This window comes from Streptomyces sp. 796.1, assembly GCF_047525675.1.
GTDB lineage: Bacteria > Actinomycetota > Actinomycetes > Streptomycetales > Streptomycetaceae > Streptomyces.
In genome coordinates, this window is sequence record NZ_JBLIWA010000011.1 from 119,399 (window position 1) to 136,367 (window position 16,969).

Sequence of the window (16,969 nt, forward strand, 5' to 3'; positions counted from 1 at the left end):
GATGCGCAGGCGCGCACGAGAGCCGCGCCCGCCCCGCCGTGCCCTGCGCGCCCTACGCCGACTCGGCGGCCTGCGCGCCCGTCTGGTCGTCGCGTTCGTCCTGATCGCCCTGGTCAGCGCGGTCACCGCCACGGCACTCGCGTACCGCGAATCCCGTACGGCCGTACTGGAACGCAAGCAGGACGCGGTACGCACCGACGTCCGCAACCGCGTCGGACAGGCCGCGGCCGACTTCGACCTGCCTGCCGACGAGGTCGCCCTGACCCGCTTCGCCACCACCATCGCCGACGGCCTCGGCGGCGACGCCGTCGTGGTGGCCCACTACCGCTCCCTGACCGTCGCGTCCGACGCGTCGGCCGACCGCAGCCGGATCACCCCTGAACTGCGCAGGGCGGTGCGTGAAAAGAACCGGATGAGCTTCCAGCGGGTCGAGTGGCAGGGCACTCCGTACCTGGTCATCGGCGCCCCCGTCACCTTCGACTCGTTCGCCCCGTCCGGTCTCGACGTCTTCGCCATCACCTCGCTGCGGGCCGAACGCGAGGCCACGGCCGGCGTGCTCGACGCGGTACGCGAGGGCATCGTGCCGGTCGTCCTGCTCGCCGCCCTCCTCGCGCTGCTCGCCGCCGGCACCGTACTGCGCCCCGTACGCGAACTCGGCCGGGCCACCCGCCGGCACGCGGCCGGCGACCTCACCTCCCGGGTCCGGGTCCGCGGCCGGGACGAACTCGCCGATCTGGCAAGGGACTTCAACGAGACGGCCCGCGCGCTTGAGGCGTCCGTGGCCGAACTGCGCGAACAGGACGCCCGGGCGAAACGCTTCGTCGCCGACGTCTCGCACGAACTGCGCACCCCGCTCGCCGCGATGACGATGGTCGCGACCGTACTGGACGAGGACGCGGACTCCCTCCCGCCGGACGCGGCCCGCGCCGCCCGCACGGTCAGCGCGGAGACCGGCCGGCTCACCCGACTGGTGGACGACCTGATGGAAATGTCCCGCTTCGACTCGGGCGCGGCCCGGCTCAACCCCTCCGAAACCGATCTGGCGGAGGCCGTGCGCAGCACGTTGTCGCTGCGCGGCTGGACGGATCGGGTGCGGCTCGAACTGGCCGCGGACCGGCTGGCGGTGGTCGACCGCAGACGGCTCGACGTGATCGTCGCCAACCTCGTCGGCAATGCACTACGGCACGGCGCCGCCCCCGTCACCCTCACGCTCACCACGGACCCGGCCGGCGACTGGATCACCATCGCGGTGGCCGACCGCGGCCCCGGCCTGCCGCCCGACACCCTCGCCCACGTCTTCGACCGCTTCTACAAGGCCGACACCGCCCGCACCCGCTCCGAGGGCAGCGGCCTCGGCACCGCGATAGCCCTGGAGAACGCCCGCCTCCACGGCGGCACCATCGAGGCGGCCAACCGCCCGGACGGCGGCGCCCTGTTCACGCTCCGGCTGCCGTGGCGACGCCCGGATCGTGAGGTGGGTGGGGCCGGGGACACGGGTGGGGATGCGCGTGAGGATGAGGGCGTCGCGGCCCCTGGCCAGGGCCGGGCACGCGACCAGGACCGGGCACTCGACCAGGACCGGGGCCGGCTTCACGACGTCGGCCCACTCCACGACGCGGATCGGGAACGGGCCCGCCCCCAGGACCGAAAGCAGGAGGACGAAACGCGATGAGGCCCGCCCGGCGAGCGGTCGCCGCCACCCTGCTGCCCCTGGTCGCGGCGTTGTCGGCCGGCTGCGGCATCCGCCCGACCGGCGTCCTGGACGGCGGCGACGCGCCCAGCGGCCTGACCAAGGGAATGCGCCTGTACTTCGTCTCCCAGACCGGCCGCCTGGAAGCGGTGTCCCGCCCCGACATACCTGCCTACACGGCCACCGAACCGGCCAGCATCATCAAACTCCTCGGCGCGGGCCCAACCGAATCCGAACGCGCCTCAGGACTCACCACCCTGCTCTACCGCGGCAATTACGAAGCCACGGTGAAAGGAAAGTCCGTCACCGTCCGCGCCACCGACGAGTACCTGGACGCCACCGATGTCGGCGACCGCAACCTCGCAGGTCAACTCGTATGCAGCATGGCCCGAGCGCAAGCCGTCGGCGACACCACGGGCACCACCCGTACCGATGACATCCGCGTCACGGTGAGCTCGTTGAACGGGCGGATGGGCATTTTCGTCTGCTCGGACTTTTTGAAGTGAGCTACTTTTCGGAGTGGGCCACGGGGGCTACTTCTCGAAGTGAGCCATTCGCCGAAGTGGGCCACTTCCGGAAATGAGCGGGACGTTCAAGCGCCGGGACCAACACCCCGATCCCGGCGCTCGAACGAGAAGTTCAACGCCGCCAACGGTTCTGCCCCGGCCCCTGGCAGGTGTAGACGTGCCCGTTGGCCGCGGTACCGACCGCACCGGCCGGACTACAGAAGGCCCCCGGCGTCACACCGTCCACACCCCCACCGGACGCACCCCCCGACGACGTACCGCCGGAAGAGGAACCACCGGTGGACGCACCACCCGAGGAAGAACCACCGGTGGACGCACCACCCGAGGAGTTGCCACCGGACTCATCCGTTCCCGGATCAACTTCCCGATCATCGTGCCGATCCCGGTAGTCCGGCGTCCCGTCATCGTCCTCGTCGGGCAACTCTGCGGACCCGCCGCCGGGGCAGGGCTGTCCGGGGTCGGTCAGCCGCAAGGTCACCGCGGGCGTGCGCGTGGTCTGGATGTCGTCCCCCGCGTCCGGCTCGCTCGCGCACACCTCCCAGTCGTCGTACGAACCCTCCGCGGGCAACGGGTCGTTCGTGTACGCGGCCTCCGCCTCGATGCGGTCCTCCGCGACACCGAGCCCGGTCAGGCTCGTACGGGCCGCCTCCCAGGTCTTGCCCGTCAGCTCCGGCATCGTCGGCCAGGGCAGCGGCTCGCCCTCCCGCTTCGGGCAGGGCTCCCCGTCCTTCACCGCACCGAAGTCGACGGCCCCGCGCCCGTCGTCCACCCGCGACTTCTGGAAGCACACCAGCCACCCGGACCGCAGTACGATGCTCCGCCGCTGGTCCGACGCGTCATGGGCCCCCACCGTGAACCCGGCGGCCCGCGCAGACTTCTCCGCCTCGTCCAACGGTTTCCCCGCGTAGTCCGGCACCGCGGGCCGCGACGCCTCGGCCTTGACCGGCGCCCGCGTACCCGGCGAACTCGCACTCGGCTCCCCCGCCGGCGCACCGGACTTGGAGGCGACGGGCTTGGGCTCGTCCTTCTTCTCCTCATCGAGCTGCCCGCTCACCCCACCGGCAACGACCAACAGGACGAACGTCCCCACCGTGGCCCCGAGCTTCGCCCCCCACTTCCACGGCGGCAACACCCAGAGCAGGACCAACGCAGCGATCATGACGAGGAAGCCGACCATGAAGTTGATCGCGGCGAGCACACCCACGACCAAGATCAGCCCCACCGCAGCCGCCGTGCTCTTCCACCACGGCCGCGCCGGCGCGGGCACCGGCTGAGGAGAGTTGTACGGGTTCACCTGTCGTCCGTCACCCTTCTGACACGAATAAAACCAAAGCGCCAGCGAGTGTCCTCCGAGCAACGATCCGCCCGGGCCTGATTCCTTTTACGTAGGCCATGTTGTGACCTTTTGGGAGGTGGGGTGGCCGGGGGCCGGTCGCCGCTGCGGGTGGGGGCGCCCCCCTACGGCTTCACCACCGGGCGAGGGCGTCGCGGACGTGCCGCACGAGGCGTGCCCCGGTTCGCCCCTCACCAGCCGCCCTTCATACGCACCCGCTTCCTCGGAGGCGCTGTCAGTGACGACTCGTAGAGTCCCGGCATGACGACATTCCGATCCAGTAGCTCACTCAGGCGCATGGTCGAAGAGGCACGAAATATCACTGAACACGCTGGCGTACATGAACAGATCGACGTGGTACTGCGCATCATGAGCAGTCATGGTGGCGGGAAACACGGAAAGGGCAAGCCACTGGTGGACGCGCTGGAAGACGTGGCCCAACAGTGCATCCTCCATGGGGATTTCGAGCTAGCCCAGCGCTTCCAGAGGTTCGCCGAATACGCGGGCGGCAAGCTTTTCCTTGAGGCCGTTGAGAACTACTACGATGCGAAAGCCAGACAGCGAAGCGAAGAATTCATCCGTCGTCTTGTTGCCATGGGCACTGAACGAGCCGTGTCTATCTTGGAGGAACTGCGCGCCGAGGAACCAGACGCGAGTGTCACCGACGTCCTAGCCTTCTTCCAAGGGATCGCCCAGTCCATCGACCACATCGGCATCGGAGATGGCGACGGCGGAATCCAACTTGCCGCCAAGCAACTCAAGCGCCTTCAGCAGTACGGGCACATGGAGCTGGTCCTCCGGGATCTCCCCAGATCGGCCCCCGCCGAGACCGCTCGCATGGTGAGCGAGTTCATCGAAGACGCCGATGCCGGAATGCTGGCTCAGTTGCTGGAACTGCGAGCCAGGCGCGCCGCCCTCGCATCACTGCGCGAATTGGTGAACGACCCCAAGAGCTCCGAGGGCGCGCTACACGACTGCCTCAAGAACCAGGAGTGGGTCTTCGGCGGTGCCTACGTCGCCGAGTTGGCCCGCCGCCAATACGCCCCCGACACCATTCTTGACATTCCGCTACTGCGAGGCGACGGTTCCCTGCACGTGGTCGAACTCAAGCGTGCCAACATCGAAAGTCTGGTCATCCGGCCGAGCGGCCAGCTCATGCTCGGAGCCCCGGTCCACCGCGCGGTCTCGCAGACGCAGAACTACCTGAAGGTATTGGACGAGGGCCGAGAGCCCATCCTCAAACAGCATGGGATTGACGTACGCAGGGCTTCAGCTACGGTCGTGATCGGACATCCGCAGTACGTAAGCGACAGGGTCACGCCCCAACAGGTCGCGGACACTTTGCGAACCTACAACACGCATATGTCGCGCATTGAAGTGATCACTTACGAAACCTTGTTGAGTTCCGCGGAGAGGATGCTGACGTTGACGTCCTCCGAGCAGAACTCCGCGACAATTTGAAAGGCATACGGCATGAACGACGAATCCCCCTCGCTCAACCAGCTCCTGGCGAGACTCTGCGGCGGTGCCATCGACGACAAGGACTACGTCGGCTACTTCATGAACGAGCACGGTGAGGAACTCGTCTTCGCCCAGCGGCGGGGCGAGAAGACTGCCCGATTCTGGCACAGCGACATGGACTGGAACCTGCTCCAGGTCGACGACCACTCCATTCGAGTAGGCGGAATAGTGGAAGGGGTCACCACCGTGGGCGACATGATCATCGACCGTGCCGAGGCTACGTGGTTGTCCACTTGCCTGGCCGTCTCCCGCCATCTGCGCCCTGGGCGCGCCTGAGGTGCGGCTCTCCGGACCCCAGTCCCACTCGGTTGAGTCAGCAACGGGCTCCTCGGAACGCACTCCGTCAGGAGATCAGGTCAGCGACCTTCTTACTGCCTTGGCCAACGTGGTCGCTCGTGCGTCGTCGGGCCCACCGATGATGTGGTTCATGACGTAGCCAAAGGCGATGCCGTGCGCCGGATCGGCGAAGCCGAGTGAGCCACCCCGGCCTGTGTGACCAAAGGCGGCCGGTCCGGCCATGGGAACGGCGTCGGTGGGCAACATGAATCCGGTGCCGAAGCGGCTGGTCGCCAGCATCACCCGGTCCTGCCCGCTGGCCTGCTCCTCGGTCGCCGAAGCCAGCGTCTCCGGGGTGAGCAGGCGCACTCCGTCCACCTCGCCGATCAACGCGGCGTACATGCGTGCCAGCGCGTGCGCGGTACCGATGCCGTTCGACGAGGGGAGTTCCGCCGCTTGGACCTCGGGGGAGCCGAAGTCGATGTTCGCCGGGTCGGTGACCGCGAACGCCCTGTTGCTGAGCGAGTTCGGGTCGCGCCAGGCGGCGACGAGGTCGCGGAGGTCTTCGGGGACCGATTCCTCGGGCACGGTGGTGAGGTCGACGTCCGGCTTCCGATACACCATGCGGCTGACCCGGCCGCATTCACCGGGGGGCAGCCCGATGAAGAAGTCCAGTCCCAGTGGCCCGGCGATCTCCTCGGCGAAGAAGCGGCCCGGCGTACGCCCTGACACCCGGCGGATCACCTCGCCGACCAACCAGCCCCAGGTCCGGCCGTGGTACCCGTGTCCTGTTCCCGGAGTCCACTGGGGGCGCTGGGCGGCCAGGGCCGCCGCCATGGGGTGCCAGGCCAGGGCTTCCGCCATCGGAACCGGCTGGTCGAGGGCGACCAGGCCAGCCTGGTGGGACAGCAGCCAGCGCACCGGGATCTCCGCCTTGCCGTTCGCGGCGAACTCCGGCCAGTACACGGCCACTGGTGCGTCCAGGTCCAGCGCGCCGCGCTGGGCGAGCAGATGCGCCGCCGTGGCGGTCGCACCCTTGGTCACCGAGTAGACGAGCTGAAGGGTGTCCCGCTCCCACGGGCGGCCGGTGTCCGGATCGGCGACCCCGGCCCACAGGTCCACCACGGGGCGGCCGTCCTGGTAGACGCAGACCGCCGCGCCGATGTCCTCCCGCCGGGCGAAGTTCGCCGCGAACGCCTCCCGTACCGGTTCGAACCCTGCCGCGACCTCACCATTGATCACCGTCATGCCGCCCACCCTGACACTCTCGGACGCGCGATCCGAGGGCCGTGCCCTTGCCCCGGCGGCAACGATCGACTGCTTCCCGTGACCACCCAGCCTCGCAACTGGCCAACGTGTAACGAGTTTGCTCTCTTTCAGCCGGCGTCAGAGCCGTGTGACAGCAGGAGCTGTCACATCACCAGCAGGTCGAGGCCGGGCGGGCCCCACGGCCGACGGAGGCTGCCGCACGTTGCGTGGTGGCGAGCCCTCTCATCGTCGAGTACGCGGCGGTCGACTCCTAATAGGGGACTGCACCGGGGAGGGCGGGGCAGCTCGCGGTGTGGGCTGGCTGCGGACGAGGATCTCGCTGGCTCCGGCGTTTCGCCGTACCGACGTAGGCCGAGCAGACCGACGTCGGAGGATCTCCGGCCACGGCTGCCCCCCGGTCTCCGCCAGACAGCCGCCTGCAACGCAGGAAGGGCCTGATCCTCAATGAAGATCACACCCAGTTGGCACCCAGATTCCCGGATACAACGCAATCAGGGCCGGTCTCCCCGAAGGAAAACCGGCCCTGACCTGCTGTTACACAGTCGGGGTGGCGGGATTTGAACCCACGACCTCTTCGTCCCGAACGAAGCGCGCTGCCAAGCTGCGCTACACCCCGAAGCAACGAGCTCTACTTTAGCGGACTGGTCGCCGTAGACGAAATCCGGTTCCCACCCTCCCCCGCGCGGCCGACCTGGGGCGCAGGCGCAGCGCGAGATACGGGCGGGACTGGGTGGGAGTGGGGCACTGGCAAGGGCCACCTCGCCCCAGCCCCGCCCCGCCCCGCAGCGCGCCCCACCCACCCCAGTACGCCAGCCCAACCCACACACCTAACCCAGCCCCCCCAGCCACCTAAGCCCAGCCCACACACCTAGCCCACCCACACCCACCCCCACACCCAGCCACCCCCAGCAGGGGCCGGCGGTCGCCCGTAGACCAGGGCCGGCGCAGTCGGCGGCTGGTCCGCGTAGTGGAGGGGACGCGGACCCGGTCTCGGCCCGGCGGGGTCGCCGGAGGCGTGAGGTGGGTCACAGTTCAAGCTGCCCGGGCGCTGGGCCGTGACGAGGGGGCGCCGCTCGGGTCGGTCCGGGGGCCGCGCCTCACCCCTCCCGAGGAACAAGCGTCAAAAGCGTCGCTTCCGGCGGGCACGCGAAGCGGAACGGGGTGTAGCGGTTGGCGCCGCAGCCCGCGGAGACGTGGAGGTAGGCGCGGTTGCCGCCGGCTCGGTGGGTGGAGAGGCCCTTGACCCGGTCCGTATCGAGGTCGCAGTTGGTGACCAGGGCGCCGTAGAAGGGGATGCAGACCTGGCCGCCGTGGGTGTGGCCGGCCAGGATCAGCGGGTAGCCGTCGGCGGCGAAGGCGTCCAGGCTGCGCAGGTACGGCGCGTGGACTATCGCCAGGGACAGGTCCGCGTCCTGCTCCGGGCCGCCGGCCACCTTCGCGTACCGGTCCCGCTTGATGTGCGGGTCGTCCAGGCCGGTGAGCGCGATCTCCACGCCGTCCAGCTTCAGCCGGCCCCGGGTGTTGGACAGGCCGACCCAGCCCGCCGCGTCGAACGTGTCCCGCAGGTCCTCCCACGGGTTGTGGATGGCACCCACGACCGGCGGGTTCCCGTTCAGGCCGTGCCGGCCGCTGGCCTTCTCCAGCAGGTAGCGGGCCGGGTTGCGCAGCCGCGGGCCGTAGTAGTCGTTGGAGCCGAAGACGTACGTGCCGGGGAATTCGAGCAGCGGGCCGAGCGCGTCCAGCACCTCGGGGACGGCCTCCGGGTCGGAGAGGTTGTCGCCGGTGTTGACCACGAAGTCCGGGCGCAGCCCGGCGAGCGACTGGAGCCAGCGCTGCTTCTTCCGCTGGCCGCGCACCATGTGGATGTCGGAGACCTGGAGCACCCGGAGCGGTTCCATGCCCGGTGGCAGCACCGGGATGCTCACGCGTCGGAGCCGGAACGAGCGGGCTTCGATGCCCACCGAATAGGCGAGGCCGGCTGCGCCGACTGCCGTGATTCCAGCGGTGATTCCGAGAGGTACTCCGTATCGCGCACGCATACGCCCATGGTCGCAGAACCCGCGGCACCTCAAAATCACGGGGCGTTCCGCCGGGAAATCGCGGGGCGTTCCGCCGGGGCCCCTGGCAGACTCGACGGCATGACCACGCTCAAGACCAGGCTCCAGAACGACCTCACCACGGCTATCAAGGCCCGTGACGAGCTGCGCTCCTCCACGCTGCGGCTCACCATCACGGCCATCACCAAGGAAGAGGTGGCGGGCGACACCGCGCGCGAGCTCTCCGACGCCGAGGTGGAGAAGATCATCGCGCGTGAGGCGAAGAAGCGGCGCGAGGCGGCCGACGCGTTCGCCGACGGCGGTCGTACGGAGTCGGCCGAGCGGGAGCGGGCCGAGGGCGAGGTGCTCGCCGCGTACCTGCCCAAGCAGCTCACCGACGAGGAGCTGGACGCCCTGGTGGCGGAGGCCGTCGCGGAGGCGAAGGCCGGCGGTGCGGAGGGGCCGCGCGCGATGGGCGCGGTCATGAAGATCGTGAACCCCAAGGTCGCGGGCCGCGCCGACGGCGGCCGGGTCGCCGCCACGGTCAAGCGCCTGCTCGCCGGCTGAACCCGCACCACCACCGGGCGAGCGCTGGCCGGGGCTAGAGCTGGGGTTGGTGGTGACCACCGGGCCGGTGGGGGCCGCGGCCATGTCGTGGGCGGCCCGCGTGCCGTGCGCGGGGCCGCTCCCGTACGCGGCGGGGCCGACCCCGTACGAGCGGAGGCCCGTCCCGTACGAGGGTCTCGCCCGCCGCCGCCTCGCGCAGACGGGCCGGCCGGGGCGCGTCGACTACCCGCTGCCCCGGCCGGCCCGCCCGTTCACGCGAGGCCAGCCGGTCCGCTAGTCCACGCCGGGCCAGTCGCCCCGGCCGCCCCCGTTGCCGCGACCGCCGCCGTTGCCCCGGCCGTTGTCGCGGCCGTCGTTCCAGCCGCCGTCGGTGCCGCCGATGAAGTCCGGCGGGATGCTGATGTCGGGCCACGGGTCCTCGTCGCCGCCCCGGCCCGGGCGGTGCGGCTTCTTGGGCTTGCGCGGCTTGTCGTCGTCGCCGTCGCCCGGCTTGTCCTTGTCCTTCTTCTTGTCCGGGTCGTCGATCTTCACGGTGGTGAACCCGGGCGCCGGCTTGCCCTCCAGGGCGCCGGTCATGGCGTCCTTCCAGATCGGGCCGGGGGTGTCGGCGCCGAACACCTTCTCGTGGTAGACGCCGCCGATGGTGATGTTCTCCATCTCGACGTCGCGCTCGCCGGGGCCGCCGACCCATACGGCGCCGGCCAGGTTCGGGGTGTAGCCGACGAACCAGGCGGCCTTGCGGCCGTCCGTCGTACCCGTCTTGCCCGCGCTGGCCCGGCTGGAGAGGCCGGCCTTCCTGCCGGTGCCGTCCTCGACCACGCCGCGCAGCAGCGTGTTGATGGTGTCGGCGGTCTTCACCGACATGGCCCGCGAGCACGTCGACTCCGGCACCTTCAGCTTCTTGCCGCCGGGGCCGGTGATCGAGTCGATGAAGACGGGCGAGCAGTAGGTGCCGCGGTTGGCGAAGGTGGCGTACGCGTTGGCCATGGTCAGCGGGGACATGCCCTCACTGCCGAGGGTGATGGACGGCACCTGCTTGAGCTTTTCGCCGTTCGCCGGGCGCACGCCCATCTTGTCGGCCAGTTCGGTGACCGGGCAGACGCCGATGTCGCTGATCAACTGCACGAAGTAGGTGTTGACCGACTTCGCGGTGGCCTCCGGCATCCGGTACGGGCCGACCTCGCTGCGGTTCTCGTTCTGCACCGTCTCCCGGTCCCCGGCGTTGCTCCAACTGCCGTTGCAGGTGGAGACGGGGCTCGGGTACTTCATCCGGTACGGCGACGAGTACTTCTGGATGGGGGCCTTCCCCTTTTCCAGGGCGGCTGCCGCGGTGATGGGCTTGAACGTCGAACCGGTCTGGAAGCCGAAGTTCGAGCCGCCCATCCGCCGGTCGGCCGACAGGTTGATCTGGGTCTCGTTGTCGCCGAACCCGTACGGCCGCGACTGGCCCATGCCGATCACCCGGCCGGTGCCCGGCTCGACCAGGGTGACGGCGGTGGCGACCGAGTCGGTCTGGTAGACGTGCTGGCGGATCGACTGCTGCACCGCGGTCTGCGCCTGCGGTTCGAGCGTCGTACGGATCGTCAGGCCGCCCTGGTTCCAGCGCTTGGCGCGGTCCTCGGAGGTCTTGCCGAAGAGCGGGTCGGTGAGGAAGACCTGGCGCACGTAGTCGCAGAAGAAGCCGGCGCCGCGGACGGCGGTGATGCAGCCGTTCTTGGGGCGGCTGACCTTCAGGCCGAGCGGCTTCTTGCGGGCGGCTGCGGCCTGCGCCGGGGTGATGTTCTTGACGTCGGCCATCCTGCGCAGCACGGTGTTGCGCCGCTCCAGCGCCTCGTCCGGGTTGTTGACCGGGTCGTAGCGGCTCGGCGACTGGACGAGGCCGGCGAGCAGCGCGGCCTGGTCCAGGGAGAGGTCCTTGGCGCTCTTGCTGAAGTAGCGCTGGGCCGCGGCCTCGACGCCGTACGCCTGTTGCCCGAAGAACGTGATGTTCAAGTAGTTCTGGAGGATGCGCTTCTTGCCGAGTTCCTTCTCGACCTGGATCGCGTACTTCAGTTCCTTGATCTTGCGGCCGACGCTCTGTTCGGTGGCGGCGGCGAACTTGTCCGAGTCGTTGCCCGCCTCTTCGATGAAGACGTTCTTCACGTACTGCTGGGTGAGCGTGGACGCGCCCTCGGAGACGCCGCCGGACTGCGCGTTCTTGTTGACCGCGCGCAGCACGCCCTTGAGGTCGACCGCCCCGTGCTCGTAGAAGCGGGCGTCCTCGATGGCGACGATCGCCTGCTGCATGTACGGGGAGATGTGCGGGAGGTCCACCACGGTCCGGTCGCGCGAGTAGATCTTCGCGATCTCGTTGCCCTTGGCGTCCAGGACGGTGGTCCGCTCACTGAGCGGGGGCGTCTTCATGTTGGCTGGTATTTCGTCGAAGCCCTCGACGGAACCCTTGGCCGCGAGGCCGATGACGCCCGCGGCCGGCAGGGCGAGGCCGGCCAGTACGGCTCCGGCGAGCACGCTGACACCGAGGAACTTCGCGGCCTGCTGGGTCGTGGTGAGACCGCCGCCGGAGCGCTTCTTTGCCATGGAGGCAGCCTACGTTCTCATTCGCCGGACAGGCGCCCACCTGTTCGCATACGCTGTTTCACGCCAGCCCCAGTCGTACGCTGCCGCAACACCTCAGCCGTCACTCCTGTGAGTGATGAGACCTGTCCGTATTGCCGCACCTATCGGCAGATGCCCCCATTTGCCATGGGGGACCTGCACCGCATTGTCGGAAAAGACGGCAATGCCCTCAGCTCACTCCGTTGGGTGATCTGCCGCGTACGCATAGTCCGTTCGGGCCATTCAAGATTGGGCCCGCAGGGGGTGTTGCGCCCTGCCTGCCTTCCGTAACGTCCTCAACTGGCGACGGTGAATATGCCGTTTGTCGCCGTGGGGGAGCCTCAATTCGGGAGAGGACGGCGCCAGCATGGGCTGGGTAACCGACTGGAGTGCGCAGGCAGCCTGCCGCACTACCGATCCGGATGAACTTTTCGTACAAGGTGCGGCGCAGAACAGGGCCAAGGCGGTCTGCACCGGCTGCCCCGTGCGCACCGAGTGCCTCGCGGACGCCCTGGACAACCGCGTCGAGTTCGGCGTGTGGGGCGGGATGACCGAGCGGGAGCGGAGGGCGCTGTTGCGCCGCCGACCGACGGTCACCTCCTGGCGCAGATTGCTGGAGACCGCACGCACGGAGTACGAGCGCGGTACGGGCATCCTGCCCGTCGGGCTCGACGAGGACGAGTACGACCCCTACGACAACGACTACGCCGCGGTCGGTTAGCGAGGCGCCCGCCGACGGGCCGTTCCGCTCCCCCGGCGCAGGCGCCCCCTACCGGGTGCCACTGGGCCGACCCCGGATTCCGTAAACCGACGCGGACCGCGCGCTGACGTGGTCCGCCGCGGCGGTGCTGGTGCGGTGGTGCCGGTGCGAAGGCGCTGGTGCGATGGCGCTGGTGTGCGGGGCCGCAACGCCTGGCGCGTCCGGTAGGTGCGTCGTCCGGACGCGGCACAGGGTTCGGCGGCGGCACCCGTACGGGGTTCGTGTCGTCGTCTCCCTCGCGCCCCGCGCCGCCGTGGCCCCTGGTCCCGCGCCCGGTTCGGGTACGGCGTCCACCGTCCGCGCCGCCGGGGTCCGCTGTCATCCGGTGCCCGACCTCGTACGACGTCCCTGCTGTCGGTGCCCCCCGCATCGTCGCCGTTCCTGCACCATCGCCGTTCCCGCGCCACTGCCGCCCCCGCACGGTGGGCGTCTACGCACCGCGGGCACCCGCGCCGTACGGCCCCTCCGCGCCCGTCCGCTGGCGTGTCGTCATGTTGCTCCCCCATGACGGCGCCGCAGCGGAGGGGCGCTTCTCCTTCGGTCTGGGCCAGGCCCTGCCCGATCAGCCCTGCTGGGTGGCGAGGCGTTCGCCCACCGCGCGTAGCCCCGACAGGTCGTGCACGTCGCCGGGCAGCGCGGCCACCTCGGCCACCGGGACCTCCGGGTGCAGGGCCGTGAAGCGGTCCCTGGTGCGCTGTTCGCGGGCGAGCAGCGACATCCGCTCGGCGTGCAGCAGCAGCAGGCCCGCGGCCAGCTCGTGGACGTCGGCGCCGCTGTCGGACGGGGTCTCCGGGGGTTCTGCCGCTGCGGGCTCCGGGGCGTCGGCGTCCGTGGCCGCCCCGGGCCGGTCGACGGTCCCGTCCACCGAGGTCTCCGGGGGAGTGGCGGCCTCGGTGTCGGTGACCGGGTGGGTGCCGGGCTCCGGTGTCGCGCCGGGCGACGTACTGACTGGTGTGGGAGGTGTAGCGGTGGCGTGCGACCCCTCGTCGTGGGCGAGTGCATCGGTGGGGGCGGTGCGCTCTGCCGTGTCGTACGGGATGCGGGTGGTGGGCTGGGAAGGACTGTCTTCCCCTTGCCCGGTGGGCTGATCGACAATGCCGTCGGCGGTCAGATTTTCCTCTGAGTTGACCGGGGTTCCGGCTGCCGCGACCGGAGCGGCCGGCCCCTCGGCACCGCCGCCCGCCCCGCCGTCGGCCCGGACCTCGCCCGCCGCTTCCCCGCCCGTCGGCTCCTCCCCCGCCGCCGCGGTCTGCAAGCTCTCCGCGGCGGCCAGGGCACGCTCCGCGGAGAGTTGGGCCGCGCCGCTGCCGTGCACCCGGTTCAGCACGAGACCGGCCAGCGGCATGCGCTCGGCGGCCAGCCGCTCGACGAAGTACGCGGCCTCGCGCAGCGCGTCCCGCTCCGGCGCCGCCACCACGAGGAAGGCGGTGCCGGGGGCCTGGAGGAGCTGGTACGTGGCGTCGGCGCGGGTGCGGAAGCCGCCGAACATGGTGTCCATGGCCGCCGCGAACGTCTGCACGTCACGCAGCAGTTGGCCGCCGAGCAGCTTGCTCACGGTGCCGGTCATCATCGACATGCCGACGTTGAGGAACTTCATGCCGGCCCGGCCGCCCACCTTCGCGGGCGCCATCAGCACCTTGATGAACTTGCCGTCGAGGAACGAGCCGAGCCGCTTGGGCGCGTCGAGGAAGTCCAGCGCAGAGCGGCTGGGCGGGGTGTCCACGATGATCAGGTCCCACTCGTCGCGGGCCCGCAACTGGCCGAGCTTCTCCATCGCCATGTACTCCTGCGTGCCCGCGAAGCCGGCCGACAGGGACTGGTAGAAGGGGTTGCGCAGGATCGCGGCGGCGCGTTCGGCGTCCGCGTGCGTCTCGACGAACTCGTCGAAGGTGCGCTTCATGTCCAGCATCATGGCGTGCAGTTCGCCGCCGGCCGCGGCATCGATGCCCTTGACCTGGCGGGGAACGTTGTCAAGCGAGTCGATCCCCATCGACTGGGCGAGCCGGCGCGCCGGGTCGATGGTGAGCACGACGACCTTGCGGCCCCGCTCGGCGGCGCGTACGCCGAGGGCCGCCGCCGTCGTGGTCTTGCCGACCCCGCCCGAGCCGCAACACACCACGATCCGGGTCTGCGGGTCGTCGAGCACCGCGTCGGCGTCCAGCCGTGGCGCCGGGTCCATCGTCATGCCGCCTCCTGCCCGTACGTACGCCTGACGCGCGGGTGCGCGCCGTACGCCGTGCTCGTGCCGTACGCCGTGCTCGTGCTGTCTGTCCTGCTCGCGCCGTGTGGCCGGGCCGGGTCGGGCGTGCTGCTCGCCTCGTACTGGCTGCGTGTCCCGTACGGTCTGCGTATCCCGGGCGTCCCGTACGGCCTGCGCGTCCCGTACGTCCCGGGCCTGCGGCGTGCCGCGCCCGTGCCGTGCGGCGCCGGGTCGTCCGGGCGGGCGGCGGCGGGTGGGGCCTGGAGCGGTGGGGCCTGGACGGATGGGGCCCGGACGGGTGGGGCCTGGGCTGGTCGGGGCGTCGGTCGTGGGGCGCTCACGCCAGCCACTGCTTCCGCAGGTCGGCCGCGAGGCGGTAGAGCCCGGCCAGGTCGACGCCCTCGGTGAGCTGCTCCAACTCGTGTGTGGGAAGGCCGAGTCGGGCCAGTTCGGCGCGTTGGACGCGCTCCAGGCCGACCCGCTCCGCGTGCTCGTGGGCCTGCTCGATGAGCGGCTCGACCAACTGCTCGGCCCGGCCGCCGGGGCGCGCCGAACCCAGCCCGGCCGCGGCGAGCGCCCGGGCGATGCCGGCGCGCCCCCCGGTCGCGGCGAGGTCGACGGCGGCGGCGTCCAGGATCGCCGGCCGAACCATGTTGATCACCACGGCGCCGACGGCGAGGTCCTCGTCCCGCAGTTCGGCGATGCCGTCCACGGTCTCTTGGACCGGCATCTCCTCCAGCAGCGTCACCAGGTGCACGGCCGTCTCCGGCGACTTGAGGACGCGCATCACGGCCTGCGCCTGGTTGTGTATCGGCCCCACCCTGGCGAGCCCCGCGACCTCGTCGTTGACGTTGAGGAAGCGGGTGATGCGGCCGGTCGGTGGCGCGTCCATGACGACCGAGTCGTACGCGAACCGGCCGTCCTTGCCCTTGCGGCGGACCGCCTCGCACGCCTTGCCGGTCAGCAGCACGTCCCGCAGGCCGGGGGCGACCGTGGTGGCGAAGTCGATCGCGCCGAGCTTCTTCAGCGCCCGACCCGCGCTGCCCATCTTGTAGAACATCTGGAGGTAGTCGAGCAGGGCGAGCTCGGGATCGATGGCGAGTGCGAACACCTCGCCGCCGCCCGGCGCGACCGCGATCTTGCGCTCCTCGTACGGCAGCGTCGCCGTCTCGAAGAGCTGGGCGATCCCCTGCCGGCCCTCCACCTCCACCAACAGCGTGCGCCGGCCGCCGGTGGCGAGGGCCAGCGCGAGTGCCGCGGCGACCGTGGTCTTGCCGGTGCCGCCCTTGCCACTAACGACATGGAGCCTGCTCACGTCTGTGAGCCTAACCAGTCCCCTTCCGGGCTACGCACGAGGCTCCCGGCCAAGGCATTACAGTCGCCCCATGACCAAGTGGGAATACTCGACCGTGCCGCTGCTCGTCCACGCGACCAAGCAGATTCTGGACACCTGGGGCGAGGACGGCTGGGAGCTCGTCCAGGTCGTCCCGGGCCCCAACCCCGAGCAGCTCGTGGCCTACCTCAAGCGCGAGAAGACCGCGTGAGCGCCGTCGAACAGCGGATCGCCGACCTCGGGCTGACGCTGCCCGAGGTGGCCGCACCGCTGGCCGCGTACGTCCCGGCGGTGCGGACCGGCCCCTACGTCTACACCGCCGGCCAGCTCCCGCTGGTCGACGGCCAGCTCTCGGTGACCGGCAAGGTCGGCGCCGAGGTCACCCCGGACGAGGCCAAGGAGCAGGCGCGGCTGTGCGCGCTCAACGCGCTGGCGGCCGTCAAGTCGCAGATCGGTGACCTGGACCGGGTGGTCAGGGTCGTCAAGGTGGTCGGGTTCGTCGCCTCGGCGGCCGACTTCACCGGCCAGCCGGGTGTGATCAACGGCGCGAGCGAGCTGCTGCGCGAGGTGCTCGGTGACGCGGGCGTGCACGCGCGCAGCGCGGTCGGCGTCGCGGTGCTGCCGCTGGACGCGCCGGTCGAGGTGGAGATCCAGGTCGAGGTCGCGGACGCGTAGCGCTGGCGCTTGGCCCTGGCCCTGGCCCTGGCCCTGGCCCTGGCCCTGGCCCTGGCCCTGGCTTCAGGGTGTGACCCGTCCGCGGGTGGTGCGTGGGCGTACGCCGTCCGCGCCAGGGTGTGTCTCGGTCTTGTCCGTGGGGAACGGGCGCGTAGCCGTGTCGGCTGCGCGCCCGTTCTGCGTCTGT

General features: G+C 70.5%; 14 protein-coding genes and 1 tRNA gene. 8 read left to right on the top strand and 7 right to left on the bottom strand.

What is annotated here, in order from left to right; genetic code table 11:
• Nucleotide 1: 1 nt before the first annotated feature.
• Together ACMA1D_RS10105 and ACMA1D_RS10110 are read left to right on the top strand one after the other, a co-directional pair.
• Entirely contained in the window at nt 2–1,672 is a 1,671-nt protein-coding gene (locus ACMA1D_RS10105) for an ATP-binding protein (protein ID WP_414723567.1), read from the top strand.
• Nucleotides 1,669–2,196 (top strand): hypothetical protein, encoded by a 528-nt coding sequence (locus ACMA1D_RS10110; RefSeq protein WP_414723533.1) that lies wholly within the window; start codon nt 1,669–1,671, stop codon nt 2,194–2,196. Before ACMA1D_RS10105 ends, ACMA1D_RS10110 begins: the two co-directional genes overlap by 4 nt.
• 133 nt (nt 2,197–2,329) lie before the next feature.
• Here the strand turns inward: ACMA1D_RS10110 and ACMA1D_RS10115 are convergent, their stop codons facing one another.
• Entirely contained in the window at nt 2,330–3,511 is a 1,182-nt protein-coding gene (locus ACMA1D_RS10115; protein ID WP_414723534.1) for a hypothetical protein, read from the bottom strand.
• 336 nt (nt 3,512–3,847) lie between these two features.
• Here ACMA1D_RS10115 and ACMA1D_RS10120 point away from each other — a divergent pair, with 336 nt between their 5' ends.
• Together ACMA1D_RS10120 and ACMA1D_RS10125 are read left to right on the top strand one after the other, a co-directional pair.
• Nucleotides 3,848–5,011 carry a Shedu anti-phage system protein SduA domain-containing protein gene (locus ACMA1D_RS10120; RefSeq protein WP_414723535.1) on the top strand — a complete coding sequence of 388 codons (1,164 nt, stop codon included), beginning with the start codon at nt 3,848–3,850 and terminating at the stop codon, nt 5,009–5,011.
• A 12-nt stretch (nt 5,012–5,023) separates the two neighbouring features.
• Nucleotides 5,024–5,347, top strand: a complete 324-nt coding sequence (locus tag ACMA1D_RS10125; protein WP_414723536.1) for a hypothetical protein — start codon at nt 5,024–5,026, stop codon at nt 5,345–5,347.
• Between the two features lie 75 nt (nt 5,348–5,422).
• On the opposite strand, the gene ACMA1D_RS10130 is transcribed toward ACMA1D_RS10125, so the two are convergent.
• From ACMA1D_RS10130 to ACMA1D_RS10140, 3 genes are all read right to left on the bottom strand, one after another.
• Entirely contained in the window at nt 5,423–6,595 is a 1,173-nt protein-coding gene (locus ACMA1D_RS10130; protein ID WP_414723537.1) for a serine hydrolase domain-containing protein, read from the bottom strand.
• A gap of 563 nt (nt 6,596–7,158) precedes the next feature.
• Nucleotides 7,159–7,232 (bottom strand) — tRNA-Pro (locus ACMA1D_RS10135).
• A gap of 481 nt (nt 7,233–7,713) precedes the next feature.
• On the bottom strand, nt 7,714–8,655 hold the full coding sequence (locus ACMA1D_RS10140) for a metallophosphoesterase (protein ID WP_414723538.1): 942 nt from the start codon (nt 8,653–8,655) through the stop codon (nt 7,714–7,716).
• Nucleotides 8,656–8,754: 99 nt separating this feature from the next.
• Between ACMA1D_RS10140 and ACMA1D_RS10145 the strand changes: the two genes are divergently transcribed.
• Nucleotides 8,755–9,219 (top strand): GatB/YqeY domain-containing protein, encoded by a 465-nt coding sequence (locus ACMA1D_RS10145; protein WP_414723539.1) that lies wholly within the window; start codon nt 8,755–8,757, stop codon nt 9,217–9,219.
• Between the two features lie 273 nt (nt 9,220–9,492).
• Here ACMA1D_RS10145 and ACMA1D_RS10150 read toward each other — a convergent pair whose 3' ends face one another.
• Entirely contained in the window at nt 9,493–11,796 is a 2,304-nt protein-coding gene (locus ACMA1D_RS10150) for a transglycosylase domain-containing protein (RefSeq protein ID WP_414723540.1), read from the bottom strand.
• Nucleotides 11,797–12,181: 385 nt separating this feature from the next.
• Between ACMA1D_RS10150 and ACMA1D_RS10155 the strand changes: the two genes are divergently transcribed.
• A complete protein-coding gene (locus tag ACMA1D_RS10155; RefSeq protein WP_414723541.1) occupies nt 12,182–12,535 on the top strand; it encodes a WhiB family transcriptional regulator in 354 nt (117 codons plus the stop codon).
• Between the two features lie 601 nt (nt 12,536–13,136).
• Here ACMA1D_RS10155 and ACMA1D_RS10160 read toward each other — a convergent pair.
• Together ACMA1D_RS10160 and ACMA1D_RS10165 are read right to left on the bottom strand one after the other, a co-directional pair.
• Entirely contained in the window at nt 13,137–14,759 is a 1,623-nt protein-coding gene (locus tag ACMA1D_RS10160) for an ArsA-related P-loop ATPase (RefSeq protein ID WP_414723542.1), read from the bottom strand.
• 352 nt (nt 14,760–15,111) lie between these two features.
• Nucleotides 15,112–16,089, bottom strand: a complete 978-nt coding sequence (locus tag ACMA1D_RS10165; RefSeq protein ID WP_414723543.1) for an ArsA-related P-loop ATPase — start codon at nt 16,087–16,089, stop codon at nt 15,112–15,114.
• 70 nt (nt 16,090–16,159) lie between these two features.
• On the opposite strand from ACMA1D_RS10165, the gene ACMA1D_RS10170 reads away from it, so the two are divergent.
• Nucleotides 16,160–16,318 (top strand): DUF4177 domain-containing protein, encoded by a 159-nt coding sequence (locus ACMA1D_RS10170; protein ID WP_003956809.1) that lies wholly within the window; start codon nt 16,160–16,162, stop codon nt 16,316–16,318.
• Nucleotides 16,315–16,782, top strand: a complete 468-nt coding sequence (locus tag ACMA1D_RS10175; RefSeq protein WP_414723544.1) for a RidA family protein — start codon at nt 16,315–16,317, stop codon at nt 16,780–16,782. The genes ACMA1D_RS10170 and ACMA1D_RS10175 overlap by 4 nt, the downstream gene beginning before the upstream one ends.
• Nucleotides 16,783–16,969: the final 187 nt, after the last annotated feature.